Source organism: Micromonospora sp. WMMC273, from assembly GCF_027460285.1.
GTDB lineage: Bacteria > Actinomycetota > Actinomycetes > Mycobacteriales > Micromonosporaceae > Micromonospora > Micromonospora aurantiaca.
On the sequence record NZ_JAPZBE010000001.1, the window covers coordinates 509,435 to 531,094 of the forward strand.

23 protein-coding genes are annotated in these 21,660 nt (G+C 73.0%); 20 read left to right on the forward strand and 3 right to left on the reverse strand.

Going from position 1 to position 21,660, the window contains the following annotated elements; translation table 11 throughout:
- Positions 1-64: 64 nt before the first annotated feature.
- The 4 genes from mfd (at position 65) to O7611_RS02590 (ending at position 7,473) form a co-directional block, all read left to right on the forward strand.
- Positions 65-3,721, forward strand: a complete 3,657-nt coding sequence (mfd, locus tag O7611_RS02575; RefSeq protein WP_269696137.1) for a transcription-repair coupling factor — start codon at positions 65-67, stop codon at positions 3,719-3,721.
- Between the two features lie 104 nt (positions 3,722-3,825).
- Positions 3,826-4,596 carry a SurA N-terminal domain-containing protein gene (locus O7611_RS02580; protein ID WP_194798562.1) on the forward strand — a complete coding sequence of 257 codons (771 nt, stop codon included), beginning with the start codon at positions 3,826-3,828 and terminating at the stop codon, positions 4,594-4,596.
- A complete protein-coding gene (locus tag O7611_RS02585; RefSeq protein ID WP_194798561.1) occupies positions 4,593-5,582 on the forward strand; it encodes a nucleoside triphosphate pyrophosphohydrolase in 990 nt (329 codons plus the stop codon). Before O7611_RS02580 ends, O7611_RS02585 begins: the two co-directional genes overlap by 4 nt.
- Before the next feature lie 271 nt (positions 5,583-5,853).
- Positions 5,854-7,473, forward strand: coding sequence for a DUF885 domain-containing protein (locus O7611_RS02590; RefSeq protein ID WP_269696138.1), 1,620 nt, complete (start codon positions 5,854-5,856; stop codon positions 7,471-7,473).
- Between the two features lie 31 nt (positions 7,474-7,504).
- Here the strand turns inward: O7611_RS02590 and O7611_RS02595 are convergent, their stop codons facing one another.
- Positions 7,505-8,329, reverse strand: a complete 825-nt coding sequence (locus O7611_RS02595; RefSeq protein WP_269696139.1) for an NAD(+) diphosphatase — start codon at positions 8,327-8,329, stop codon at positions 7,505-7,507.
- Positions 8,326-9,018 (reverse strand): hypothetical protein, encoded by a 693-nt coding sequence (locus O7611_RS02600; RefSeq protein WP_194798558.1) that lies wholly within the window; start codon positions 9,016-9,018, stop codon positions 8,326-8,328. The genes O7611_RS02595 and O7611_RS02600 overlap by 4 nt, the downstream gene beginning before the upstream one ends.
- Before the next feature lie 212 nt (positions 9,019-9,230).
- Between O7611_RS02600 and eno the strand changes: the two genes are divergently transcribed.
- The 9 genes from eno to O7611_RS02645 all read left to right on the forward strand — a co-directional run bounded on the left by eno (position 9,231) and on the right by O7611_RS02645 (position 15,393).
- Positions 9,231-10,514 carry a phosphopyruvate hydratase gene (gene eno / locus O7611_RS02605; RefSeq protein WP_013284093.1) on the forward strand — a complete coding sequence of 428 codons (1,284 nt, stop codon included), beginning with the start codon at positions 9,231-9,233 and terminating at the stop codon, positions 10,512-10,514.
- A 28-nt stretch (positions 10,515-10,542) separates the two neighbouring features.
- A complete protein-coding gene (locus O7611_RS02610) occupies positions 10,543-11,178 on the forward strand; it encodes an FtsB family cell division protein (RefSeq protein WP_269696140.1) in 636 nt (211 codons plus the stop codon).
- Positions 11,179-11,201: 23 nt separating this feature from the next.
- Positions 11,202-11,759 (forward strand): DUF501 domain-containing protein, encoded by a 558-nt coding sequence (locus tag O7611_RS02615; RefSeq protein ID WP_135243360.1) that lies wholly within the window; start codon positions 11,202-11,204, stop codon positions 11,757-11,759.
- A gap of 1 nt (position 11,760) precedes the next feature.
- Complete coding sequence (locus tag O7611_RS02620; RefSeq protein WP_013284096.1) at positions 11,761-12,270, forward strand: amino-acid N-acetyltransferase; 510 nt, start codon at positions 11,761-11,763, stop codon at positions 12,268-12,270.
- A 135-nt stretch (positions 12,271-12,405) separates the two neighbouring features.
- The gene (locus tag O7611_RS02625) at positions 12,406-13,347 is read left to right on the forward strand and encodes a Ppx/GppA phosphatase family protein (protein WP_194798953.1); all 942 of its coding nucleotides are present in this window, start codon (positions 12,406-12,408) and stop codon (positions 13,345-13,347) included.
- Between the two features lie 35 nt (positions 13,348-13,382).
- Positions 13,383-13,586: a ribbon-helix-helix domain-containing protein gene (locus tag O7611_RS02630; protein ID WP_073824963.1), complete on the forward strand. Its 204-nt coding sequence runs from the start codon at positions 13,383-13,385 to the stop codon at positions 13,584-13,586.
- Complete coding sequence (locus tag O7611_RS02635; RefSeq protein ID WP_116504050.1) at positions 13,583-13,960, forward strand: type II toxin-antitoxin system death-on-curing family toxin; 378 nt, start codon at positions 13,583-13,585, stop codon at positions 13,958-13,960. The genes O7611_RS02630 and O7611_RS02635 overlap by 4 nt, the downstream gene beginning before the upstream one ends.
- A 156-nt stretch (positions 13,961-14,116) precedes the next feature.
- The gene (locus O7611_RS02640; protein WP_026268078.1) at positions 14,117-14,449 is read left to right on the forward strand and encodes a PadR family transcriptional regulator; all 333 of its coding nucleotides are present in this window, start codon (positions 14,117-14,119) and stop codon (positions 14,447-14,449) included.
- Positions 14,446-15,393, forward strand: coding sequence for an HAAS signaling domain-containing protein (locus O7611_RS02645; RefSeq protein ID WP_194798554.1), 948 nt, complete (start codon positions 14,446-14,448; stop codon positions 15,391-15,393). The genes O7611_RS02640 and O7611_RS02645 overlap by 4 nt, the downstream gene beginning before the upstream one ends.
- Before the next feature lie 82 nt (positions 15,394-15,475).
- Here O7611_RS02645 and O7611_RS02650 read toward each other — a convergent pair whose 3' ends face one another.
- Positions 15,476-15,793 carry a helix-turn-helix domain-containing protein gene (locus O7611_RS02650; RefSeq protein ID WP_073824954.1) on the reverse strand — a complete coding sequence of 106 codons (318 nt, stop codon included), beginning with the start codon at positions 15,791-15,793 and terminating at the stop codon, positions 15,476-15,478.
- Between the two features lie 194 nt (positions 15,794-15,987).
- Here O7611_RS02650 and O7611_RS02655 point away from each other — a divergent pair, with 194 nt between their 5' ends.
- The 7 genes from O7611_RS02655 to O7611_RS02685 are packed head-to-tail and all read left to right on the forward strand — an operon-like array spanning position 15,988 to position 21,658.
- Entirely contained in the window at positions 15,988-16,674 is a 687-nt protein-coding gene (locus O7611_RS02655) for a dienelactone hydrolase family protein (protein ID WP_269696141.1), read from the forward strand.
- 19 nt (positions 16,675-16,693) lie between these two features.
- Positions 16,694-17,407, forward strand: coding sequence for a uracil-DNA glycosylase (locus O7611_RS02660; protein ID WP_269696142.1), 714 nt, complete (start codon positions 16,694-16,696; stop codon positions 17,405-17,407).
- 19 nt (positions 17,408-17,426) lie between these two features.
- A complete protein-coding gene (locus O7611_RS02665; protein ID WP_194798552.1) occupies positions 17,427-18,158 on the forward strand; it encodes a DUF4129 domain-containing protein in 732 nt (243 codons plus the stop codon).
- A gap of 20 nt (positions 18,159-18,178) precedes the next feature.
- Complete coding sequence (locus O7611_RS02670; protein ID WP_194798952.1) at positions 18,179-18,739, forward strand: hypothetical protein; 561 nt, start codon at positions 18,179-18,181, stop codon at positions 18,737-18,739.
- Positions 18,739-19,737, forward strand: a complete 999-nt coding sequence (locus tag O7611_RS02675; RefSeq protein ID WP_194798551.1) for an AAA family ATPase — start codon at positions 18,739-18,741, stop codon at positions 19,735-19,737. Before O7611_RS02670 ends, O7611_RS02675 begins: the two co-directional genes overlap by 1 nt.
- Entirely contained in the window at positions 19,737-21,098 is a 1,362-nt protein-coding gene (locus O7611_RS02680; RefSeq protein ID WP_269696143.1) for a DUF58 domain-containing protein, read from the forward strand. Before O7611_RS02675 ends, O7611_RS02680 begins: the two co-directional genes overlap by 1 nt.
- On the forward strand, positions 21,095-21,658 hold the full coding sequence (locus tag O7611_RS02685; protein WP_194798549.1) for a hypothetical protein: 564 nt from the start codon (positions 21,095-21,097) through the stop codon (positions 21,656-21,658). Before O7611_RS02680 ends, O7611_RS02685 begins: the two co-directional genes overlap by 4 nt.
- Positions 21,659-21,660 lie beyond the last annotated feature (2 nt).

Below are 21,660 nucleotides of genomic sequence, written 5' to 3' on the forward strand. Positions count from 1 at the left end.
GCACCCCCCGTCCGGCTGGACGCGGGGTCGTCGTCGTGTGTCGATCCGCTGGAAGTGATCACTGATGCTCACCGGACTCTTCTCCGCCGCCCTGGCCGACCCGGGGCTGGCCCGGGCGCGTGACCTGGCGCGCTCCGGTGCCGCGCAGGTCGACGGGCTCGACCTCACCGCCCCGGCCGCGCTGCGCCCGTTCGCGGTCGCCGCGGTCGCCGCCGACGAGCCGGCCGGTGGCGCGGGGCGCCCCGTGCTCGCGGTCACCGCCACCACCCGCGAGGCCGACGACCTGGCCTCCGCACTGGGCAGTCTGCTGCCGCCGGAGCAGGTGGCGGTCTTCCCGTCCTGGGAGACGCTGCCGCACGAGCGCCTGTCGCCCCGCTCCGACACGGTCGGGCGGCGCCTCGCCGTGCTCCGCCGCCTGGCCCACCCGGACGCCGCCGACGCGCACGGCCGCACCGGCCCGCTGCGGGTCGTCGTGGCGCCGGTCCGGTCGCTGCTCCAGCCGCAGCTCAAGGGGCTCGGCGACCTGGAGCCGGTGCAGCTCGCCGCCGGGGACGAGGCCGACCTGGAGGAGGTCGCCCGCCGGCTCACCGACATGGCGTACGCCCGGGTCGACCTGGTCACCAAGCGCGGCGAGTTCGCCGTACGCGGCGGCATCCTGGACGTCTTCCCGCCCACCGACGAGCACCCGTCCCGGGTCGAGTTCTGGGGCGACGAGGTGGAGGAGATCCGCACCTTCGCGGTCGCCGACCAGCGCACCATCGAGGGCGTCGCGCAGCTCTGGGCGCCGCCGTGCCGGGAGCTGCTGCTGACCCCGGCGGTGCGGGAGCGGGCCGCCGCGCTGGCCGCCGAGCACCCGGAGCTGGCCGAGATCCTGGACAAGCTGGCCGAGGGCATCCCGGTCGAGGGCATGGAGTCCCTCGCCCCCGCGCTGATCGGCGCCGACGCGCTGGAACTGCTCGTCGACTGCATGCCGGCCGGCACCCACGTACTCCTCTGCGACCCCGAGCGCATCCGTACCCGCGCGCACGACCTGGTCCGTACCTCGGAGGAGTTCCTCCAGGCCAGCTGGGCCGCGGCCGCCGTCGGCGGCCAGGCCCCGGTCGACCTCGGCGCCGCCGCCTTCAAGACCCTGGCCGAGGTACGCACGGCAGCCCGCGCCCTGCGCCAGCCCTGGTGGACGCTCGCGCCGTTCGGCCTGGTCGAGGCGGACGCGGCACCGGCCCGGCAGCCCTGGGAGGACGAGCCCGCCGAGGTCGACGTCACCCCCGACGACGCCATCGCGGTGAGCCTGGCCGCCCAGCCGGCCCCGCTCTACCACGGCGAGACCGCCCGGGTGGTCGACGACCTCAAGCGGTGGGCCGGCGAGGGCTGGTCGATCGCGCTCGTCTTCGAGGGGCACGGCCCCGCCCAGCGGGCCGTCGAGGTGCTCCGCGACGCCGGTCTCGGCGCCCGGCTCACCGAGGAGGTGCCCGCCGCGCCGGCACCGGGCGAGCTGCTCGTGTCGTGTGGCTGCCTGACCGCCGGGTTCGTCGACGAAGCGTCGAAGTTCGTGCTGCTCACCGGCAACGACGTCACCGGCGGCCGGGGCACCTCCACCCGCGACATGCGCAAGATGCCCAGCCGGCGGCGCAACACCATCGACCCGCTGGAGCTGAAGGCCGGCGACTACGTCGTGCACGAGCAGCACGGCATCGGCCGGTACGTCGAGCTGGTGCAGCGCACCGTCAACGGTGCCAGCCGCGAATACCTGGTCATCGAGTACGCGCCCAGCAAGCGCGGCCAGCCCGGCGACCGCCTGTTCGTCCCCACCGACCAGCTCGACCAGCTCTCCCGCTACGTCGGCGGTGAGCAGCCCACGCTGCACAAGATGGGCGGCTCGGACTGGCAGAAGTCCAAGGCCCGGGCGCGCAAGGCGGTCCGTGAGATCGCCGCACAGCTCATCCAGCTGTACGCCGCCCGTAAGGCGTCGAAGGGGCACAACTTCGGCCCCGACACCCCGTGGCAGCGGGAGCTGGAGGACGCGTTCCCCTGGCAGGAGACGCCCGACCAGCTGGCCGCCATCGAGGAGGTCAAGCGGGACATGGAACAGACCGTCCCGATGGACCGGCTGATCTGCGGCGACGTCGGCTACGGCAAGACCGAGATCGCGGTACGGGCGGCGTTCAAGGCGGTGCAGGACGGCAAGCAGGTGGCGGTGCTGGTGCCGACCACGCTGCTGGTGCAGCAGCACTACAACACGTTCGCCGAGCGGATGAGCCAGTTCCCGGTGTCGATCCGGCAGCTGTCCCGGTTCCAGACGCCGAAGGAGACCGAGCAGACACTGGAGATGGTCGCCGCCGGCACCGTCGACATCGTCATCGGCACCCACCGGCTGCTCCAGGCGTCCACCCGGTTCAAGTCTCTGGGGCTGGTCATCATCGACGAGGAGCAGCGGTTCGGCGTCGAGCACAAGGAGCACCTGAAGACGCTGCGCGCCTCGGTCGACGTGCTCGCCATGTCGGCCACCCCGATCCCGCGCACGCTGGAGATGGCGATCACCGGCATCCGGGAGATGTCCACCATCGCCACCCCGCCGGAGGAGCGGCACCCGGTGCTCACGTTCGTCGGGGCGTACGACGACCGGCAGGTGGCCGCCTCCATCCACCGTGAGCTGCTGCGCGACGGGCAGGTCTTCTACCTGCACAACCGGGTCGAGTCGATCGAGAAGACCGCCCGCAGGCTGCGGGAGCTGGTGCCGGAGGCCCGGGTCGCGGTGGCGCACGGCCAGATGGGCGAGGAAGCGCTGGAGAAGGTGATGGTCGGCTTCTGGGAGAAGGAGTTCGACGTCCTCGTCTGCACCACCATCGTCGAGTCCGGCATCGACATCCCGAACGCCAACACGCTCATCGTCGAGCGGGCCGACCTGCTCGGCCTGGCCCAGCTGCACCAGATCCGCGGCCGGGTCGGCCGAGGCCGGGAGCGGGCGTACGCGTACTTCCTCTACCCGCCGGAGAAGCCGCTCACCGAGAACGCGCACGAGCGGCTGGCCACCATCGCCCAGCACACCGAACTCGGCGCGGGCATGTACGTGGCGATGAAGGACCTGGAGATCCGCGGCGCCGGCAACCTGCTCGGCGGCGAGCAGTCCGGCCACATCGAGGGCGTCGGCTTCGACCTGTACGTCCGGATGGTCGGCGAGGCCGTGTCCGCCTTCAAGGGCGAGAGCACTGAGGAGGAGAGCGAGGTCAAGGTCGACCTGCCGATCGACGCGCACCTGCCGCACGACTACGTGGCGGTGGAGCGACTGCGTCTGGAGATGTACCGCAAGCTCGCCGAGGCCCGTGACTCCGAACGCCTGCGCGAGGTGGTCGCCGAGATGACCGACCGGTACGGCGAGCCGCCCGCGCCGGTGCAGAACCTGGTCGCGGTGGCGCGGTTCCGGCTGCTGGCCCGCCGCTACGGGCTGACCGACGTGTCGATGCAGGGCAAGCACATCCGGTTCGGCCCGCTGCCGCTGCCCGACTCGAAGCAGATGCGGCTCAAGCGCTACCACCCGGACTCGGTCTACAAGCAGGCGCTCGACCAGGTCAGTGTGCCCCGGCCGAGCACCCGGCGGATCGGCGGCGAGCCGTTGCGCGACCAGGCCCTGCTGGAGTGGTGCGGTCAGCTCCTGGCCGACGTCCTCGGCAAGCCCGAGGAGCTGGCCGGTGTTGCCAGCCCCGCAGTGGCGAGCGGACGATGACACAGCAAGCCCGAGGAGTTCGCCGGTGTCGCCCGGTCCGGGGCGGGTGCGCGATGAGGTGGGCGGAGTCACAGGCCGGTACTCGGCGTGAGAGAGTGACCCTCATGCGTGCTCGCCGTTCCCTCGTCGCTGTCAGCGTCGCGGCCCTCGCCGCGCTCTCCCTCGCCGCCTGTGGCCGCTCCGCCCCGGACGTCGCCGCGTACGTCGGCGACACCCGGTACTCCGTCGACCGGGTCGACGCGATCTACGAGGACGCGCAGCGGCAGTACGCGGACGCCGTCCGTAGCCAGGCCCCGCAGACGCCGTCGCCGGCGGAGCTGCGGTCCTCGGTGACCCGGCAGGACGTGCTGAACCTGCTGGTCGCGATCGACCTGGGCAAGCGTGTGGCGGCCGAGAAGGGCCTCCAGGTCACCGACCAGATCTCTCCGGAGCAGATCCAGCAGGCGCTCCGCATGCCGGCGACCACCGAGTACACGAAGCTGTGGGGCGAGTGGGTCGACCTCTCCGGCACGCTCCAGCAGAGCCTGCCTCCGGCCGACCTCAGCGACGAGTCCCTGATGGCCGTCTACCACGCCATCGAGAAGACCGGGGCGATCCAGCCGGGCCTGAGCGTCGACCAGGTCCGGCAGGCGTTCGGCGAGGCCGGCTTCGTCCGCACCGCCACCGCGCTCAGCAGCGCGCTGCAGGAGCAGGCCGACAAGTCGGACGTCCGGGTCAACCCCCGCTTCGGCGTGACCGGCGTGCCGTCGCTCGTCAACACCGGCCAGTCGTTCGTCTTCTACTCCCTGCCGTACGTCGACAAGGACGGCCCGGTCACCGACATCTCCACGTCGGAGGCGCCGGCCTCCGGATCGCCGGCTCCCGGAGCCGCATGACCGCCCGCATCGTCCTGCTCGTCACCTCACCCCGGCTGCCCGCCGGCCTGCTGACCTCGGCCGCCTGGGACTCCGTACGCTCCGCGCCGGTCCTCGCCGGTGCGGAGAGCGAGTTGACCCGCGCGGTCCGGACGGCCGGCGCCGAGGTGAGCGTGGTGACCGAGGGTGCGACCCAGGCACTGCTCGACGCCGCCGCCGCGCACGGCGGGGCGGTGTGGCTGGCCGGCCCGGCCGGCGACGAGGCGCTGGCCCGTGAGCTGGGGCTGCGGCTTGCCCGCGAGCCCGGGCTGGCCGAGCTGGAGCTGATGTACGGCTCGTGGGATCCGCCCGGCGCCCGGCTGCTCGACGCGGTCGAGGTGATGGATCGGCTGGCCTCCCCTGGCGGCGACCCGTGGAAGCGGGCGCAGACCCACCGCAGCCTGGCCGGTTTCCTGCTGGAGGAGTGCTACGAGGCGTACGACGCGATCAGCGCCGACGACACCGACGCGCTCCGCGAGGAACTGGGCGACGTGCTGCTCCAGGTGCTGCTGCACGCCCGGCTGGCGGAGAACCTGCCGGAGGGCGAGAGCTGGACCGTCGACGACGTCGCGGGCACCCTGGTCGACAAGATGGTGCGACGCAACCCGCATGTGTTCTCCGGTGAGCCGGCCGGTTCGATCGAGGAGATCGAGGCGAACTGGGAGCGGATCAAGCGGGCCGAGAAGACCCGCGAATCGGTACTCGACGGCATCGCGCTGAGCCAGCCCGCGCTGTCGCTGGCCGCGAAGATCCTGGACCGGGCCGGTCGGGTCGGTCTCGCCGTACCGCCCCCGCTGGCCGAGTCGCAGGTGGACCCGGAGGCCCGGCTCGGCGCGAGCCTGCTGGCCACGGTCGCCGCCGCCCGTCAGGCCGGTATCGACCCCGAGGCCGCCCTGCGGCGGGCCACCTTGGCGTACGCCGAAGCAGTCAGAGCCGCCGAACGCCCCACCCCGAACCACCCCACCTGACCCAACCCACCCCCGCCCCCGCCCCCGCCCCGCGATCTTGCACTTTCGGCCCGATCGGTGCCGCAAATGCCCCCATCTGCCCGGGCGCAAAGTGCAAGATCGCCGAGTCGGACTGCCGGGCCGGCACCCCGGCAGGCGCCGGCCTTCCAGGGGACGCCCGGGTGATCAAGGGGTTTGGGTCAGGGGCGGGCTCGGGCGGGGACATCAACTCCTTGATCAACGGGGGGCGGCGAGGCGGGGGAGTGGGCGGGAGGGTCGGTAGGGTCGGGGGATGGAAGCGTTCGTGCCGCTGGCGGAGCGGATCGTGGAGGCGTTGCTGGAGAGCCGGCCCGGGCTGGCCACCTCCGTCGGGGACCACCGCTACGACGACCGGCTGCCCGATCTCTCCGCCGACGCCCTCGCCGCGGACCAGGCGATGCTGAAGGACGCGGCCGACGCACTCGCCGAGATCGACCCGGACGCGCTCGACCCGGCGGAGGGCGTCGACCACGCGCTGCTCACCAGCCTCGTCGACCGAGGTCTGTTCGAGGCCACCGAGATCCGCACCCACGAGTGGGATCCGCTGCACCACAATCCGGGGCCGCTGCTGCACGCCCTGCTGGCTCGTCCCTTCGCCCCGGCCGAGGAGCGCCTGACCAGTCTCGCCGGGCGTCTGTCGGCCGTACCCGATGCGCTGTCGACGGCGCGCGCGACGTTGCGGGACATGCCGCGGGTCCACGCGGAGACGGCGGTCGGGCAGTTCACCGGTACGGCGGCGCTGATCCGCGACGAGGTGCCCGGCCTGCTGGCCGAGGCGCCGGCGATGCGCGACCGGGTCGGCCCGGCGGCCACCGAGGCGATCGCCGCGCTGGAGGAGTTCGTGGCCTGGCTGCGACACGGCCTGGCCGCCGACGCCGGCCCGGGGCGTGACCCGCGGCTGGGCCGGCGGCGGTGGGAGGCGCGGCTGTGGCACACGCTCGACACCGAGCTGAGCGCCGCCGAGGTGCAGCGCCGCGCCTGGGCCAACCTCGAGCGGGTCACCGAGGAGATCCGCGCGGCGTCGGTCGAGCTGGTCGGTGGTCCGGCCGACGACGAGACGGTACGCCGGGCGCTGGACCTGCTGGCCGCCGAGCACCCGGACGACGCCACGATCGTCGACCTCGCCTCGGTGACGCTGGACGAGGCGAGTGACTTCGTCCGCCACCACGACCTGGTCAGCATGGTCGGCGACCCGTGCGTGATCCAGGAGATGCCGGAGTTCGCGCGCGGCGTGGCGGTGGCCTACTGCGACTCGCCGGGCCCGCTGGAGACGGCCGACGTGCCCACGTTCTACTGCATCTCGCCCACCCCGGCGGACTGGCCGGCGCAGCGGGTCGAGTCGTTCTACCGTGAGTACAACGACCACATGATCCGCAACCTGACCGTGCACGAGGCGATGCCCGGCCACTTCCTTCAGCTCGCGCACGCCCGCCGGTACGACGGCCCGACCCGGGTACGCGCGCTCACCGAGTCGGGTGTGTTCGTGGAGGGCTGGGCGGTCTACGCGGAGGAGCTGATGGCCGGGCTCGGCTTCGGCGGTCTGCCGGTGCGGTTGCAGCAACTCAAGATGCAGCTCCGGATGACCATCAACGCGCTGCTGGACCAGCTCGTGCACTGCGACGACCTGCCCGAGTCCGAGGCGATGGCGCTGATGACCGGGCGCGGCTTCCAGGAGGAGGGCGAGGCGGCCGGCAAGTGGCGGCGGGCGCTGCTCACCTCGACGCAGCTCTCCACGTACTTCGTCGGTTACAGCGAGATGGCCGACATCGCCGCCGCCCGGCCGGACGGCGTGACGGTGCGCGACTGGCACGACGCCATGCTGGCGCACGACTGCCCGCCGCCGCGTCACCTGCGCACGCTGCTGGGGGTGTGAGGCTCACCGCCGGGCGGCGGCCCGCCTGCGGTCACCGCCCGGCGGCGACCGCGTCGATCAGCCAGCGGGACAGGGAGTACGCGGGCGGCAGCTCGGCGGGCAGCGCGTCGGCCGGGAACCAGCGCGCCTCGGTCAGCTCGGTGCCGTCGACGACGGGTTCGGCGGCCGGGTCGGTCACCTCGGCGGTGAACCCGGCGAGCAGCGTGCCCGGCCCGGACAGCGCCCAGGGTTGGCTGTCCACGTAGACCGGTCGCCGCAGCGTCAGGCCGACCTCCTCGGCGACCTCGCGGTGTACCGCCGCCTCCAGCGACTCGCCCGCCTCGACGAACCCGGCGACGAGCGCCCACAGCTGCGTCGGCCCCTGCGCGTGCCGGACCAGCAGCAGTTCGCCGGGGCCGCCGGCCGGTCCGGGGCGGGTGATCGCGGTCAGCACCGCGACGGACAGGGGCAGGAACGAGGTGAGCCCGCAGTCCGGGCAGCGCCGCGCGGTCTCGCCCGGCACGTCGGTCAGCTCGGCCCGGCACGCCCCGCACCACCTGTGGGTACGCCGCCAGGTGACCACGGCGAGCGCCCGCCCGGCCAGGTCGGCGTGGGGTGCGGGCAGTTCGGCGGCGAGGCCCCGCCAGCTGCGCCAGCGGCCGGGTAGCGACTCCGGGTCGGTCACCTCGGCCGCCCACGCGGGGATGCCGTCGAGCGTGCCGACCGAGGTCCAGGCGAGGTCGCCGGGCAGCGCGCCGATCCGCAGCGGCTGCTCGTCCGGGCCGGTCAGCAGCTTCCGCCCGGACACCGGCAGCGCCAGGTCGTCCGGGCGCGGCGGACGCCCGTGATCGGCAGCGGGCAGGAACCCCGGGGTCACGACGTGGACGGGCGGCGGTCCACCACGCCGGCGCCGGCCGGAACCGCGAACGCGGCCGCCTCGACGCTCTCGGTGTAGCGGCTCAGCGTCACCTCGGCGGGCTTGCCGTCGAGCGTGCCGGAGAAGCTGCCCAGCACGCCCTCGGTCGTCACGCAGGCGTTGAAGCGTTCCCCGTCGTGGGTGACGTCGACGCAGGTTGCGTGGCGGCCGGCGAGCGTGGTGTCGCTCTGCTCGATGACCGCGTCCGGTGCGAGCGCCGCGTCGGTGAGCAGCCGGATCACCGCGGGCGGCGTGACCAGGCCCTGCTTGCGCGCCTCGTCGTAGACGATCACCGACGGCTTCCCGGCGGTGAGCACCGGCGGCGAGACGGTGCAGGAGGTACGGGCGGCGGTGCTGGCGCACCGGGTCACCGACTCCTGGGTCACGGTGATCTTGCCGCCGGGCCAGGTGTACGTGGAGCGCAGCGGCTTCTTGGTCTGCGCGATCGAGGCGGTCCGGCCGCCGTCGATCTGGTAGTCGGCGGCCCAGGTCTGCTCCAGCGCCCGGTCCATCCGCGCGGCGAGGTCGTTGACCAGGTCGGCGCGACCGAGTGCGACGTTCGCGTCGTCCAGGGCCTGACAGCCGGTGACCGAGAGCGACGCGATGACCGAGGCGGCGAGCACGCGGAGAGTCGTCGAGGCGGCAGGCATGATGCCCAGCCTTGTCGATTGACGCAACGTCTCGCAAACCGGTTGCCGGTTGACGACCGGTAATCCGGGAATGTCCGTCTCAGCAAGCGCCTCGGGGGCCGCCCCGAGCGGGGTGCGGGAGGGCGGGGACCGATACGCTGCGTTCAACACCTGCCTCAGCCGCACCGTCGCGGCCCATACGGACCGGAACCACACAAACGAGGAGCGACTCAGTGGCAACCATCGAGGGAATCGTCGCCCGGGAGATCCTGGACTCGCGGGGCAACCCGACGGTCGAGGTCGAGGTCGGGCTCGACGACGGCACGATCGCCCGCGCCGCGGTGCCGTCCGGCGCCTCCACCGGCGCCTTCGAGGCGGTCGAGCTGCGCGACGGTGACAAGGATCGCTACCTGGGCAAGGGTGTCGAGAAGGCGGTCGCCAACATCGAGGACCGCATCGTCGACCAGCTCATCGGCTACGAGGCCAGCGAGCAGCGGCTGATCGACCAGAAGATGATCGACATCGACGGCTCGGACAACAAGGGTGAGCTGGGCGCGAACGCCATCCTCGGCGTCTCCCTGGCCGTGGCGAAGGCCGCCGCCGGCAGCGCCGAGCTGAGCCTGTTCCGCTACCTGGGCGGCCCGAACGCGCACCTGCTCCCGGTGCCGATGATGAACATCCTCAACGGTGGCGCGCACGCCGACTCGAACGTCGACATCCAGGAGTTCATGATCGCGCCGATCGGCGCGCCGACGTTCCGGGACGCGCTGCGCTCGGGCGCCGAGGTCTACCACGCGCTGAAGTCGGTGCTGAAGAAGAAGGATCTGTCGACCGGCCTGGGTGACGAGGGCGGCTTCGCCCCGAACCTGCCCACCAACGCCGCCGCGCTGGACCTGATCGCCGAGGCCGTGGAGAAGGCCGGCTACCGGCTGGGCACCGACATCGTCTTCGCGCTCGACGTGGCCGCCACCGAGTTCTTCGACAACGGCACCTACACGTTCGAGGGCAGCGCCAAGAGCGCCGAGGAGATGAGCAACTACTACACCAAGCTCGCCGGCGACTACCCGATCGTGTCGATCGAGGACCCGCTGGCCGAGGACGACTGGAGCGGCTGGGCCACCCTCACCGCCGCGCTCGGCGACCGCATCCAGATCGTCGGCGACGACCTGTTCGTGACCAACCCGCAGCGCATCGCCCGGGGCATCGCGGAGCAGGCCGCCAACGCGGTGCTCGTCAAGGTCAACCAGATCGGCTCGCTCACCGAGACGCTCGACGCCGTCGACCTGGCCCACCGGGCCGGCTTCAAGTGCATGATGAGCCACCGTTCCGGCGAGACCGAGGACACCACCATCGCCGACCTGGCCGTCGCCACCGGCTGCGGGCAGATCAAGACCGGCGCGCCGGCCCGCTCGGACCGGGTGGCCAAGTACAACCAGCTCCTGCGGATCGAGGAGGAGCTGGCCGACGCGGCGCGGTACGCCGGTGCCGGCGCGTTCCCGCGCTACCGTTCGGCCTGAGCGAGCGCTCCGGGGGAGGGGTGTGACGATGCAGCAGCGCCGCACACCGGGTGGCCAGCGGCCCGCCCGTCGGCCGGGGCAGCCCGGCCGGACGGGCGGTGCCCGGGTCCGGTCCACGGCACGCGACAACGGCGTCCGCGCGGAGGCGCGCACCGCCGGCCGGTCACCCGGCGCGTCTCGTGCCACCGACGGCGTACGCTCCGCGAGCCGCCCCGCCGCGGCTCGGCGTACCGCCGCCGGTGGTCCGGTCAAGCGGCTCACCGCACCCCAACCCCGGCGCTTCACCGGGCGCGCCACGGTGCTGTTCGCGGTGCTGATCGCGCTCGCCCTGGCGTACACCTATCCGGTCCGGGTCTACCTGGACCAGCAGGCCGACATCGAGCGGATGGAAGCCGCGCAGGCCGCCCAGCGGGCCGAGATCGAGCGGCTCACCGCCGAGGCGGCCAAGTGGCAGGACCCGGAGTACGTCAAGACGCAGGCCCGGGAGCGGTTCTTCATGGGCAAGCCGGGCGAGACGCTGCTCGTGGTGCTCTCCGACCCGGAGGGCGCCGCGAAGGACGCCGGCAAGGGCGCGAAGCCGGGGGCGCCGAAGCCGCCCGAGCCCTGGTACGACACCCTGTGGTCGAGCGTGCGGGCGGCCAACGCCGACCGCGGGGACAAGTGAGCTTTGATTCGAGAGGCACAACCTTGAGCGTCGTACCACCGCAGGAGCCGGCGGCGGACTCCGTACCCCCGCCGGAACGCCAGCCGGCCACCGAGGCCGACCTGGCCGCGGTGGCCGCGCAGCTCGGACGCCCGCCGCGCGGCACCCGCGCGGTGGCCCACAGGTGTCCGTGTGGTCTGCCCGACGTGGTGGAGACGACGCCCCGGCTGGCCGACGGCACGCCGTTCCCGACGCTGTTCTACCTGACCTGCCCGCGCGCCACCGCGGCGTGCAGCCGGCTGGAGTCGGCCGGGCTGATGAAGGAGATGGCCGAGCGGCTGGCGGAGGATCCGGAGCTGGCGGCGCGGTACCGGGCGGCGCACGAGGACTACCTGACCCGCCGGGAGGCGATCGGTGAGGTGCCGGAGATCGCCGGCATCTCGGCCGGCGGCATGCCGGGGCGGGTGAAGTGCCTGCACGTGCATCTCGGGCACGCGCTCGCCGCCGGGCCGGGGGTAAACCCGTTCGGCGACGAGACGCTGGCGCTGGTGGAGAAGTGGTGGGCGGCCGGCCCCTGCGTGGACGTGCCGCCGGCGGAGTGAGATGAGCGCCGACGAGATCACTGTGCGCCGGGCCCGCACCACCGACGTGCGCGGCATCCGGCGGCTGGTGGACACCTACACCGACGACCGGCGGCTGCTCAGCAAGGCGACTGTGACGCTGTACGAGGACGTACAGGAGTTCCGGGTCGCGGTGACCTCGGACGGCACTGTGGTCGGCTGCGGCGCGCTGCACGTCATGTGGGAGGACCTGGCCGAGATCCGGACGGTGGCGGTCGACCCGTCCTGCCGGGGTCACAAGATCGGGCATCGGATCGTCGGCGGGCTGATCGACGCGGCACGGGAGCTGGGCATCGCCCGGATCTTCGTGCTCACGTTCGAGACCGGCTTCTTCGGCTCGTTCGGTTTCCGCGAGATCGACGGCGCACCCGTCCCGCAGCCGGTGTACGAGCAGCTCCTGCGCTCGTACGACGAGGGTGTCGCGGAGTTCCTGGACCTGGAACGGGTCAAGCCCAACACCCTGGGCAACACCCGAATGCTGCTGCGCCTCTGACCGCGCTGGCCCTGCCTGCCCTGCCTCGTCGATCATGAAGTTGGCGGCGTCCGGCGTCCGGTTTGTCGCCGCCAACCTCATGATCGCGCGGGGGTGGGGGCGGGCTGCCGTAGGGTGGGCGCCGTGAGTGCGCGTGTGGCCGCCATCGACTGCGGGACCAACTCGATCCGACTGCTGATCGCCGACCTGCCCGAGGCGTCGGCCGGGGAGGCGGCGCCGCTGCGCGACGTCACCCGGCGGATGGAGATCGTGCGGCTGGGGCAGGGCGTCGACCAGACCGGCAAGCTCGCCCCGGAGGCCATCGAGCGGACCCGGGTGGCGCTCGCCGACTACGCGGCCGAGATCGAGAAGTCCGGCGCCGACCGGGTACGCATGTGCGCCACCTCGGCCTCCCGCGACGCCTCCAACGCCGCCGACTTCCGCGCGATGGTCGAGCGCACGCTCGGCGTACCGCCCGAGGTGGTGACCGGTGACGAGGAAGCGCGCCTGTCGTTCACCGGCGCGGTGCGCGGCCTGCCCGCCGACGCCGAGCCGCCGTACCTGGTGGTCGACATCGGCGGCGGCTCGACCGAGTTCGTCGTCGGCACCCGCGCCGACGGTGTGCGCGGCGCGATCTCGGTGGACATCGGCTGCGTCCGGATGACCGAACGCCACCTGCACGGCGACCCGCCGACCGCGGCGCAGATCACCGCCGCCGAAGCGGACATCGCCGCCGCCGTCGACCGCGCGCTCGCCGCCGTGCCCGGCCGCGAGGCCGCCACGCTGGTCGGGCTCGCCGGTTCGGTCACCACCGTGGTCGCCCTGGCGCAGGGGCTCCAGGAGTACGACCCCAGCCGCATCCACCACGCCCGCATCTCGTACGAGCAGGTGGCCGAGGTGACCGCCGACCTGCTCGGCAAGAGCAGCGAGCAGCGGCTGGCGTACCCGGTGATGCACCCGGGGCGGGCCGACGTGATCGGCGCGGGCGCGCTGGTGCTGCGAGTGATCATGGAACGGGCCGGGATGCCGTCGGTGGTCGCCTCCGAGCACGACATCCTCGACGGCATCGCCTGGAGCCTGGGGGCGATCTCGAGATAGGTGGTTCCCCTGCGTGCGGCCGGTATGATTTCCATATGGTCACCACTGTCAATCTTCCCGACGGACTGCACGAACGGCTCAAGCAGCTTGCCGAGCAGGAGCACCGGTCGATGAACGCCACCATCGTTGTCGCAGTCGAGGAGTACGTCTCGGCGCGCAGTCATCGTGCCCGCGTGCGGGATCTCGCGCGGGAGGTTGCCGAGCGTGACGCCGAGCTGCTGCGGCGGTTGGCGGAGTGATCCACTATCTCGAGGTCGACGACCTCGTGGAGATCGCCTCGATCGTGTTGGGTGGGACGCCGCAGGTCCGTGATTTCGGTCTGCTCTCTTCGGCGGTGGTCCGCCCGGCCACCGTGGCGTTCGGCCAGGAGGCTTATCCCGATCTCTGGACCAAGGCCGCCGCGCTGCTGCACTCGGTCTGCATGAACCACGCGCTGATTGATGGGAACAAGCGTCTCGCCTGGGCGGCGGGGCGGGTGTTTCTGGCCCTCAACGAGGTGCCGATCCAGGATGTCGACGTTGATCAGGCCGAGGCTCTCGTGATGTCGGTGGCGAGCGGCACCCTGACCGAGGTCTCGGACATCGCCCGCGAACTCCGCAAGCTCTACGTCTGAGCCGTCGACGGAAGGTTGCCCTTCCGGCGGTGATCAAGGAGTTTGTGTCCGATCCGGGCGCCTCTGAGGACGCCAACTCCTTGATCACCGGCCCCGGTGGGCGACATGGCGCTGTGTCGTTGACGGTAGTGCGGATTGCGCACTAGTGTGCGGAGCGTGGATACCACGCAGCTCCTCAAGGGCGTGCTCGACCTGGCGGTGCTCGCCGTGCTCAAGGACGAGGACGGGTACGGCTACGACATCCTGCGGCGCCTGCGCGAGGCCGGTCTCGCCGAGGTCGGCGACGCCTCGGTCTACGGCACGCTGCGCCGGCTGTTCGCGGCCGGTCTGCTCACCACGTACGTGGTGCCGAGCGAGTCCGGGCCGCACCGCAAGTACTACTCGCTCAACGCCGCCGGGCGTGACCAGCTCACCCGCTCCGGCAAGACCTGGCGCTCGTTCGCCACCACCATGGACGCACTGCTCGACGATCGGGGGATGGCGGCATGACCGTCACTGGGCAGGAGATCACGGACTACGTCGACCGGGTTCGCGCGGCGCTCGTCGACCTGCCGCCCGGGGTCCGTGACGAGCTGACCGAGGACCTGCCGGAACACCTCGCCGAGGTGGCCGCCGAGGGCGAGGGCGCGCTCGTGGACCGGTTGGGCACGCCCGAGGCGTACGCGGCCGAGCTGCGCGCCGCCGCCGGCGCCGGGGAGGGGCGGCGACCGGCGCGCTTCCACCGGCTGGCCGAGGCGCGGGAGCAGGCGGCCACGCAGCTCCGCCTGCTGGACCGCCAACTCGGCCCGGTGCTCGGGCACGAGACGGTGAGCGACTTCCTGCGTCCGCTGCGCCCGGCCTGGTGGCTGGTGCGCGGCTGGCTGGCCGCGCTGATCGTGGCCTGGATGGTGGACGGCCGGTCCGGCCTGGTGCCCCGGCTGGACGGCAACAGCTCGATGGGGATGCTGCTGCTCATCGGCGCGATCGTCGCGTCCATGTGGTGGGGTCGTCGCTCGGCCGGGATCACCGGGTGGCGGCGACAACTGCACCAGATCGCCACCGCCGCGCTGCTGTTGTTCTCCATCGCCGTGCTGGCCCAGGTGGACGAGCGCGCCGACACCGACGTCTACGGCAGTTACGAGCAGACGTCGGTGGACCACCGGTACGAGCGGATCGAGGACGTCTTCGTCTACGACCAGCAGGGGCGGCTGATCCGCGACGCGCGGCTCTTCGACCAGAACGGCGTGCCGATCACGCTCGGCTGGCCGAGCTGCATGGCCGACACGGGCGCGGTGCCGGAGATGCGTAACACCTACCCGTACTGTCCGGAGCGGGCCCCGTTCGGCCCGCCGGTCTCACCGTCGATCGCCCCGCCCGCATTCGCGCCCACGGACAGCGCCACCCCGACCGCGCCCACCACCAGCGCTTCCCCGGAACCCACGTCAACCCCCTGAGCGCGCTCGACCGCGCGAGATCTTGGAAGGAAACGGCCCTCATAGGGGCCGCAATCTTCCAAGATCTCGCGCGGAGCCGCTGTTAGGCGATGGCGGCGATGTCGCCGTCGTCGAAGTAGATCGCCTGATGGAGTCGGCCACCCAGGGCGGCGGCGAACCGGGCCACCACGTCCTGACCGGAGATCTTTCCCTGCTCGATCTGGGAGATCCGTCCCTTGGTGACGCCCATGCGGTCAGCCACCTGCTGTTGGGTCAACCCCCGCGCTCGGCGCACTTCCGCGAGTCGGTGACCGATGACCTCGGCGAGGAGTTGCTGCTTGCCCGCGTCGACCGCCTCTTCGCCTCCGGCCCGGGCGACGTGGTCGACGCGGATGTCCTGCCATCGGGAGTAGTCGCTCATGCCTTCCCCTCCTCTCGCGTCCGGCACCATGCGACCAGTTTAGCGATCGCTATACCTGTGGGGCGGTTCAACAGGAGGTGAATGCCACTGTTGTTCCGTCTTCCCCGGGCCGCCGACCGCGTGGCACGCTACCGGCACATAACAGCCAACTGTGCGACCAGCCAACGTTGACTGACCGCAAGGAGGACGGGCCCATGGGCGAGATGGTGAGCTTCACCGGCAACGGGGGGACGAGCGAGGGGTATCTCGCGATACCCTCCGGCGGTGCGGCCAGCCCGGCGGTCATCGTCATCCAGGACTGGTGGGGTCTCGTACCCCACGTCCGGGCCGTGGTCGACCGCTTCGCCGAGGCCGGCTTCGTCGCCCTCGCGCCCGACTTCCGGCACGGCGGACCGGCCGTGAAGCCGACCGAGCCGCGGCTGATGCTGAACAGCTCCCAGATGGACGAGGCGGCGAGTGACATCGCCGCCGCCGCCGAATACCTGGCGAGCCGGCCGGAGGTCGCCGGCAAGGTGGGCTGCGCCGGGTTCTGCGCGGGCGCCAGCCTGGCCCTGTGGTCCGGCACGTTCTCCGAGCGCATCGTGGCCACCGCCGGGTTCTACCCGCGTCTGCCCTGGGAGGGCATGGCCACCGACTGGGCCGACTACGCCGGGAAGGCGGCGCTCATCCACTGCTCCGAGGCGGACGGTCTGTCCGCCGCCGACGGGGTGCAGAGCGTACGCCGGTCCATCGAGTCCGCCGGTGGCACCTGCCAGACGTTCGACTACCCGGGCACCGCGCACGCGTTCTTCAACGAGGACCGGCCCGAGCACTACGACCAGCGGGCGGCAGCCACCGCCTGGGCCCGCACGCTGGAACTGTTCCGGGCGAAGCTTGGCTGAGTCGCGTACCCCGCAGGACGTGGTCGCCCGTGCCGCGCGGGCGGCCGACCTGGCCGACCTCGACGGCGCGGTCAGCGACTGCTTCGCCTGCCCGCGTCTGGTGGCGTGGCGGGAGGAGGTCGCCCGGGTCAAGCGGGCCGCGTTCCGCGACCAGGACTACTGGGGACGGCCGGTGCCGGGCCTCGGTCCGCAGGACGCGCGCATCGCGATCCTCGGTCTGGCGCCGGCGGCGCACGGCGGCAACCGCACCGGCCGGATCTTCACCGGGGACCGGTCCGGCGACGTGTTGTTCGCCGCGCTGCACCGGGCCGGGCTGGCCAACCAGCCGACGAGTGTGGCCGCCGACGACGGCCTGACGTTGCGCGACACCCGCATCTTCGCGGCCGTGCGGTGCGCGCCGCCGGACAACAAGCCCACCCCGGCCGAGCGGGACACCTGCGCGCCGTGGCTGCACCGCGAAGTCGAACTGATCCGGCCCACGCTGCGCGTCGTGGTCGCGCTGGGTGCGTTCGCGTGGGCCGCGTGGTGGCCGGTGCTACGCCAGGTGTACGGGCAGCGACCGCCCACTCCGCGACCGGTGTTCGGTCATGGGGCACACTGGTCCGGCGAGTCGGTGCCGGCGTTGCTGGGCTGCTATCACGTCAGCCAGCAGAACACGTTCACCGGCCGGCTCACACCGGCGATGCTGGACGACGTGTTCACCCGGGCGAAGGACCTGGCCGGGGTGGACTGAGAACACCTGAGGCGGTGGGATGGATTTCGGCGTACTGCGCAGGTGGTGGCCGGTCGCCGCGGTGACGGTGCTGCTCGCGCTCGCCGCGTTCGCCGCCGGTCACTCCGCCATCGGGGCCAGCCGGATCCCGCCGGCCGCCGACACCATCCCGTACGTGCCGGACTACCCGTCGCCCGAGGCCGTGCCGTCGATCCCTGTCGAACCCCGCGACGTGGGTGAGTCCACGTCGGGCGGTGTGCCCGACTGGCTGGCCACCACCGCTGTGGCGTTGCTGTTCGCGGCGGTGCTGGGCGCCGTCGGGTACGTCCTGTGGAACGTGCTCCGGGGCGCGCTGCGGCGCACGACTCGCGCGGTTCCGGTGCGGCGCTCGCGGCGTACCGCGGAGGGGACCGCCCGTGAGGTGGTGGCCGCGCTCGACGCGGGACTCGTCGAACTGGACGACCGCTCCACCGACCCGCGGACCGCTGTGATCGCCTGCTGGGTGCGCCTGGAGGAGGCGGCCGAGGACGCGGGTGTGCCCCGGCACACCGGTGACACCCCGACCGACCTGGTCGGCCGGCTGCTGCGCGGCGACCCGGCGGCCGGGATCCCGGCGATCGCCAGTGCCGACGTGCTCGACGGTTTCGCGCACGTCTACCGGGAGGCCCGCTACGCCACGCACCCGGTCGACGAGCGCACCCGGGACCAGGCCCGCGCCGCGCTGCGCCGGTTGCGCGGCGAGTTGACCAGCCTGGCGGGGGAGGCGTCGTGAGCACCAGCATCGACGACCTGATGTCGTTCGGCGAGGAGCCCGCCGGGGAGGACGTCCGCCCTTCGGGGAGTGGCCGGGCGCGCCTGCTGCTGCGGACGGCCGCGGTCACCGCGGCCGTCGTCGTGGTGATCGTGGTCGGGCTGCGCGCGGTCGGCCTGAAGGTGCCGATCTGGATCATCGTGGCCGGGGTGCTCGCCGTGCTCGCCGTACGCCGGGTCACCGCCGCGCTCTCGCCCCCGCCGCCGCCCCGCGCAGGCGCCCGGGCGCCCGCCGGTGAGGAGCCCGGCACCTGGAACTGGTCCGCCCGGGACGCGCTGCGTACCGCGATCAACGGCTGGGAGCGCCCGCTGGACTGGTCCTCAGACAACCGGGAGCGGTTCACCGAACGCATCCTGCCCCGCCTCGGCGAGCTGGCCGACGAACGGCTGCGTCAACGGCACGGCGTCACCCGTGAGTCCGACCCGGCCCGCGCCCGAACCCTGTTGGGCGAGCCACTGTGGACGTTCCTCGCCACCCCCGTCCGCCGCCCTCCGTCGCCGCGCGACCTCGCGGCGATCGTCGCCGAACTGGAGAAGATCTGATGAACGACGTGGACCGGAGCATGGCCCCCGCCGAGGTGGGCCGGCTCGCCCGGGCCGTGCTGGAGGCGGTCGGCACCGTCGTGGTCGGCAAGCGGGACGCGCTGGAGCTGGTGCTGGCCGGCATCCTCGCCGGTGGTCACGTGCTGCTGGAGGATCTGCCCGGCCTGGGCAAGACGCTCACCGCGCGCTGTTTCGCGCAGGCGCTCGGGCTGGACTTCCGGCGCCTCCAGTTCACCCCGGACCTGCTGCCCGCCGACGTGACCGGCTCGTTCCTCTACGACCAGAGCAGCGGCGACTTCGCCTTCCGGGCCGGGCCGGTGTTCACCAACCTGCTGCTCGCCGACGAGATCAACCGGACGCCGCCGAAGACGCAGTCGGCGCTGCTGGAGGCGATGCAGGAGAAGCAGGTCTCGGTGGAGGGCGTGACCTACCGCCTCGACGAGCCGTTCCACGTGCTCGCCACCGCAAACCCCATCGAGTACGAGGGCACGTACCCGCTGCCGGAGGCGCAGCTCGACCGGTTCCTGCTGCGGGTCTCGTTCGGCTACCCCAGCCACGACGAGGAGTGGGACGTGCTGCGCCGCCGGATCGCCCGTCGCCGCGAGGAGGCGGAGATCAAGCCGGTGGTGGACGCCGCCACGCTGCGCGCCATGCAGGCCGCGCTGGAGGACGTGGTGGTCGAGGACTCGGTCGGCCGCTACATCGTGGCGCTCACCGCGGCCACCCGGGAGCACCCGTCGGTGCTCGTCGGCGCGTCCCCGCGCGGCTCGCTGGCGCTGCTGCTGCTGTCCCGGGTCCGGGCGGTGCTCGCCAACCGGGACTACGTGGTGCCGGAGGACGTCAAGGCCGTGGCGGCGCCCGCGCTGGCGCACCGGATCACGCTGAGGCCGGAGATGTGGCTGCGGCGCGTCGACCCCTCGTTCGTCGTCGGCGAGGTGCTGGAGTCGACGCCCGCCCCGGCCAGCGGCGCGCTGCCCAGCTACGCCGCCGGACGCTGATGGACCGGTCCGACGCGGCGAGCGGCTGGGCGCCCACCTGGGCGCTGGGCCGGGCCGTGCTGCTCACCGGCGTGCTGCTCGTCGCCGCCGTCCTGCTCGGCCGCATCGACCTGGTGGTGCTCGCCACGCCGTTCGCGCTCGGGACCGCGTACGCGCTGCGCCGCCGCCCCGCCGGGCTGCCCGAGCTGGAACTGGGCGTGGGAGACACCCACTTGGTCGAGGGCGCGCCGCTGGCCGCCACCGTCGCCGTCGCCAACCCCGACCTGATCGGGTACGACCTGGCGGTGGTCCGGACCCGGATGTCGCGCTGGCTTCGGGTGGAGCAGGTCGGCTTCGGCGGCGCCGGGCTGGACGTGAGCCGCTCCGGCGGGGCGGACCGCCCGTTCGTCACCTCCGTACCTCCGGGGAGCGCCGTCGACCTGGAACTGACCGGCACCGCCCTGCGGTGGGGACGGCACCCGATCGGCCCGGCCGGGGTGCGGGTCGCCGCCGCCGACGGGCTGCTGGTCTCCCGCGCGGTGATCACCGACCCGATCCGGGCGCGGGTCTATCCGCGTACCGAACCGTTCGACGCGGTCGAGGCGATGCCCAGGGCCGCCGGGCTGGTCGGCGCGCACCGGTCGCGGCGGCCGGGCGAGGGCGGCGAACTGGCCGGGGTACGCGTGTTCGCACCCGGCGACCGGCTGCGCCGCATCGACTGGCGGGTGTCGCTGCGGGCCCGCCAACTGCACGTCGCCGCCACGCTCTCGGACCGGGACGCCGAGGTGGTGGTGCTGCTGGACGTACTGGCCGAGGCCGGGCGCTCCGGTGGCGTGAACGGCACCGCGTCGGTGCTGGACACCACCGTGCGGGCCGCCGCCGCGATCGCCGAGCACTACCTGCACCGCGGTGACCGGGTGTCGATGCTGGAGTACGGCCCGGCCGCCCGCCGGCTGCGTCCGGCGACCGGCCGGCGGCAGTACCTCACTGTGCTGGAGTGGCTGCTCGACGTGCAGGCCGAGTCGTCCCCGCACGAGCCGTACGACCAGGTCTTCGGCCCGCAGGTGCTCTCCTCGGACGCGCTGGTGGTGGTGCTCACCCCGCTGCTCGACGAGCGGTCCGCGCAGATGCTGGCCCGGCTGGCCCGGGGCGGCCGGTTCGTGGTGGCGGTGGACACGCTGCCGGCCGAGCTGCCGATGCCGAAGGAACGCGGCTGGGCCGAGGTGGCGTACCGGCTGTGGCGGCTGGACCGGGACACGATGATCGGCCAGCTCCGCGAGCACGGGGTGCCGGTGGTGCGCTGGGCGGGCGCGGGCAGCCTCGACGAGGTGCTGCGCGACGTGGCCCGGCTGGCGACCGCCCCGAAGGCAGGTTTCAAATGACGGACGCTCTTGTGGAGCGGGTGCGAGCGCTGCGGTACGCCGTCGCCCGGGTCAGTCCGCTGCCGTTGCTCGTACGCGGCGGCATCTTCCTCACCGTGCTGGCCGGCTTCCTGCTCGCGTACCCGGTGCAGGCCCTCACCCCGCGTTCGCTGCTGGCCATGACGGTGGCCGCGGTGCTCCCGGCGGCCGGGCCGCGCCGGATCTGGCCGACGTTCACCGCGCTGGTGACAGTCGGCGGCTGGCTGCTGGCCACGCTCGGCTTCGACCGGCCACCGGCGCTGTGGCGGCTGCTCGCCGTGGCGACGCTGCTCTACCTGGCGCACTCGCTCTGCGCGCTGGCCGCGCTGCTGCCCTACGACGGGCTGATCGATCCGGACGTGGTGCTGCGGTGGCTGGGCCGGGTGGGCGGCGTGGTGCTCGCCAGCGCCGTGCTCGGCGTGGTGCTGGCGAGGCTCGGGGGAGTGGGCGGCACCGACGGCTCCCAGGCCGCGACAGTGGCGGGACTGCTGGTGGCGGTGGGGCTGAGCGGCTTGCTGGGCTGGTTGCTCCGACGCAGGTGACG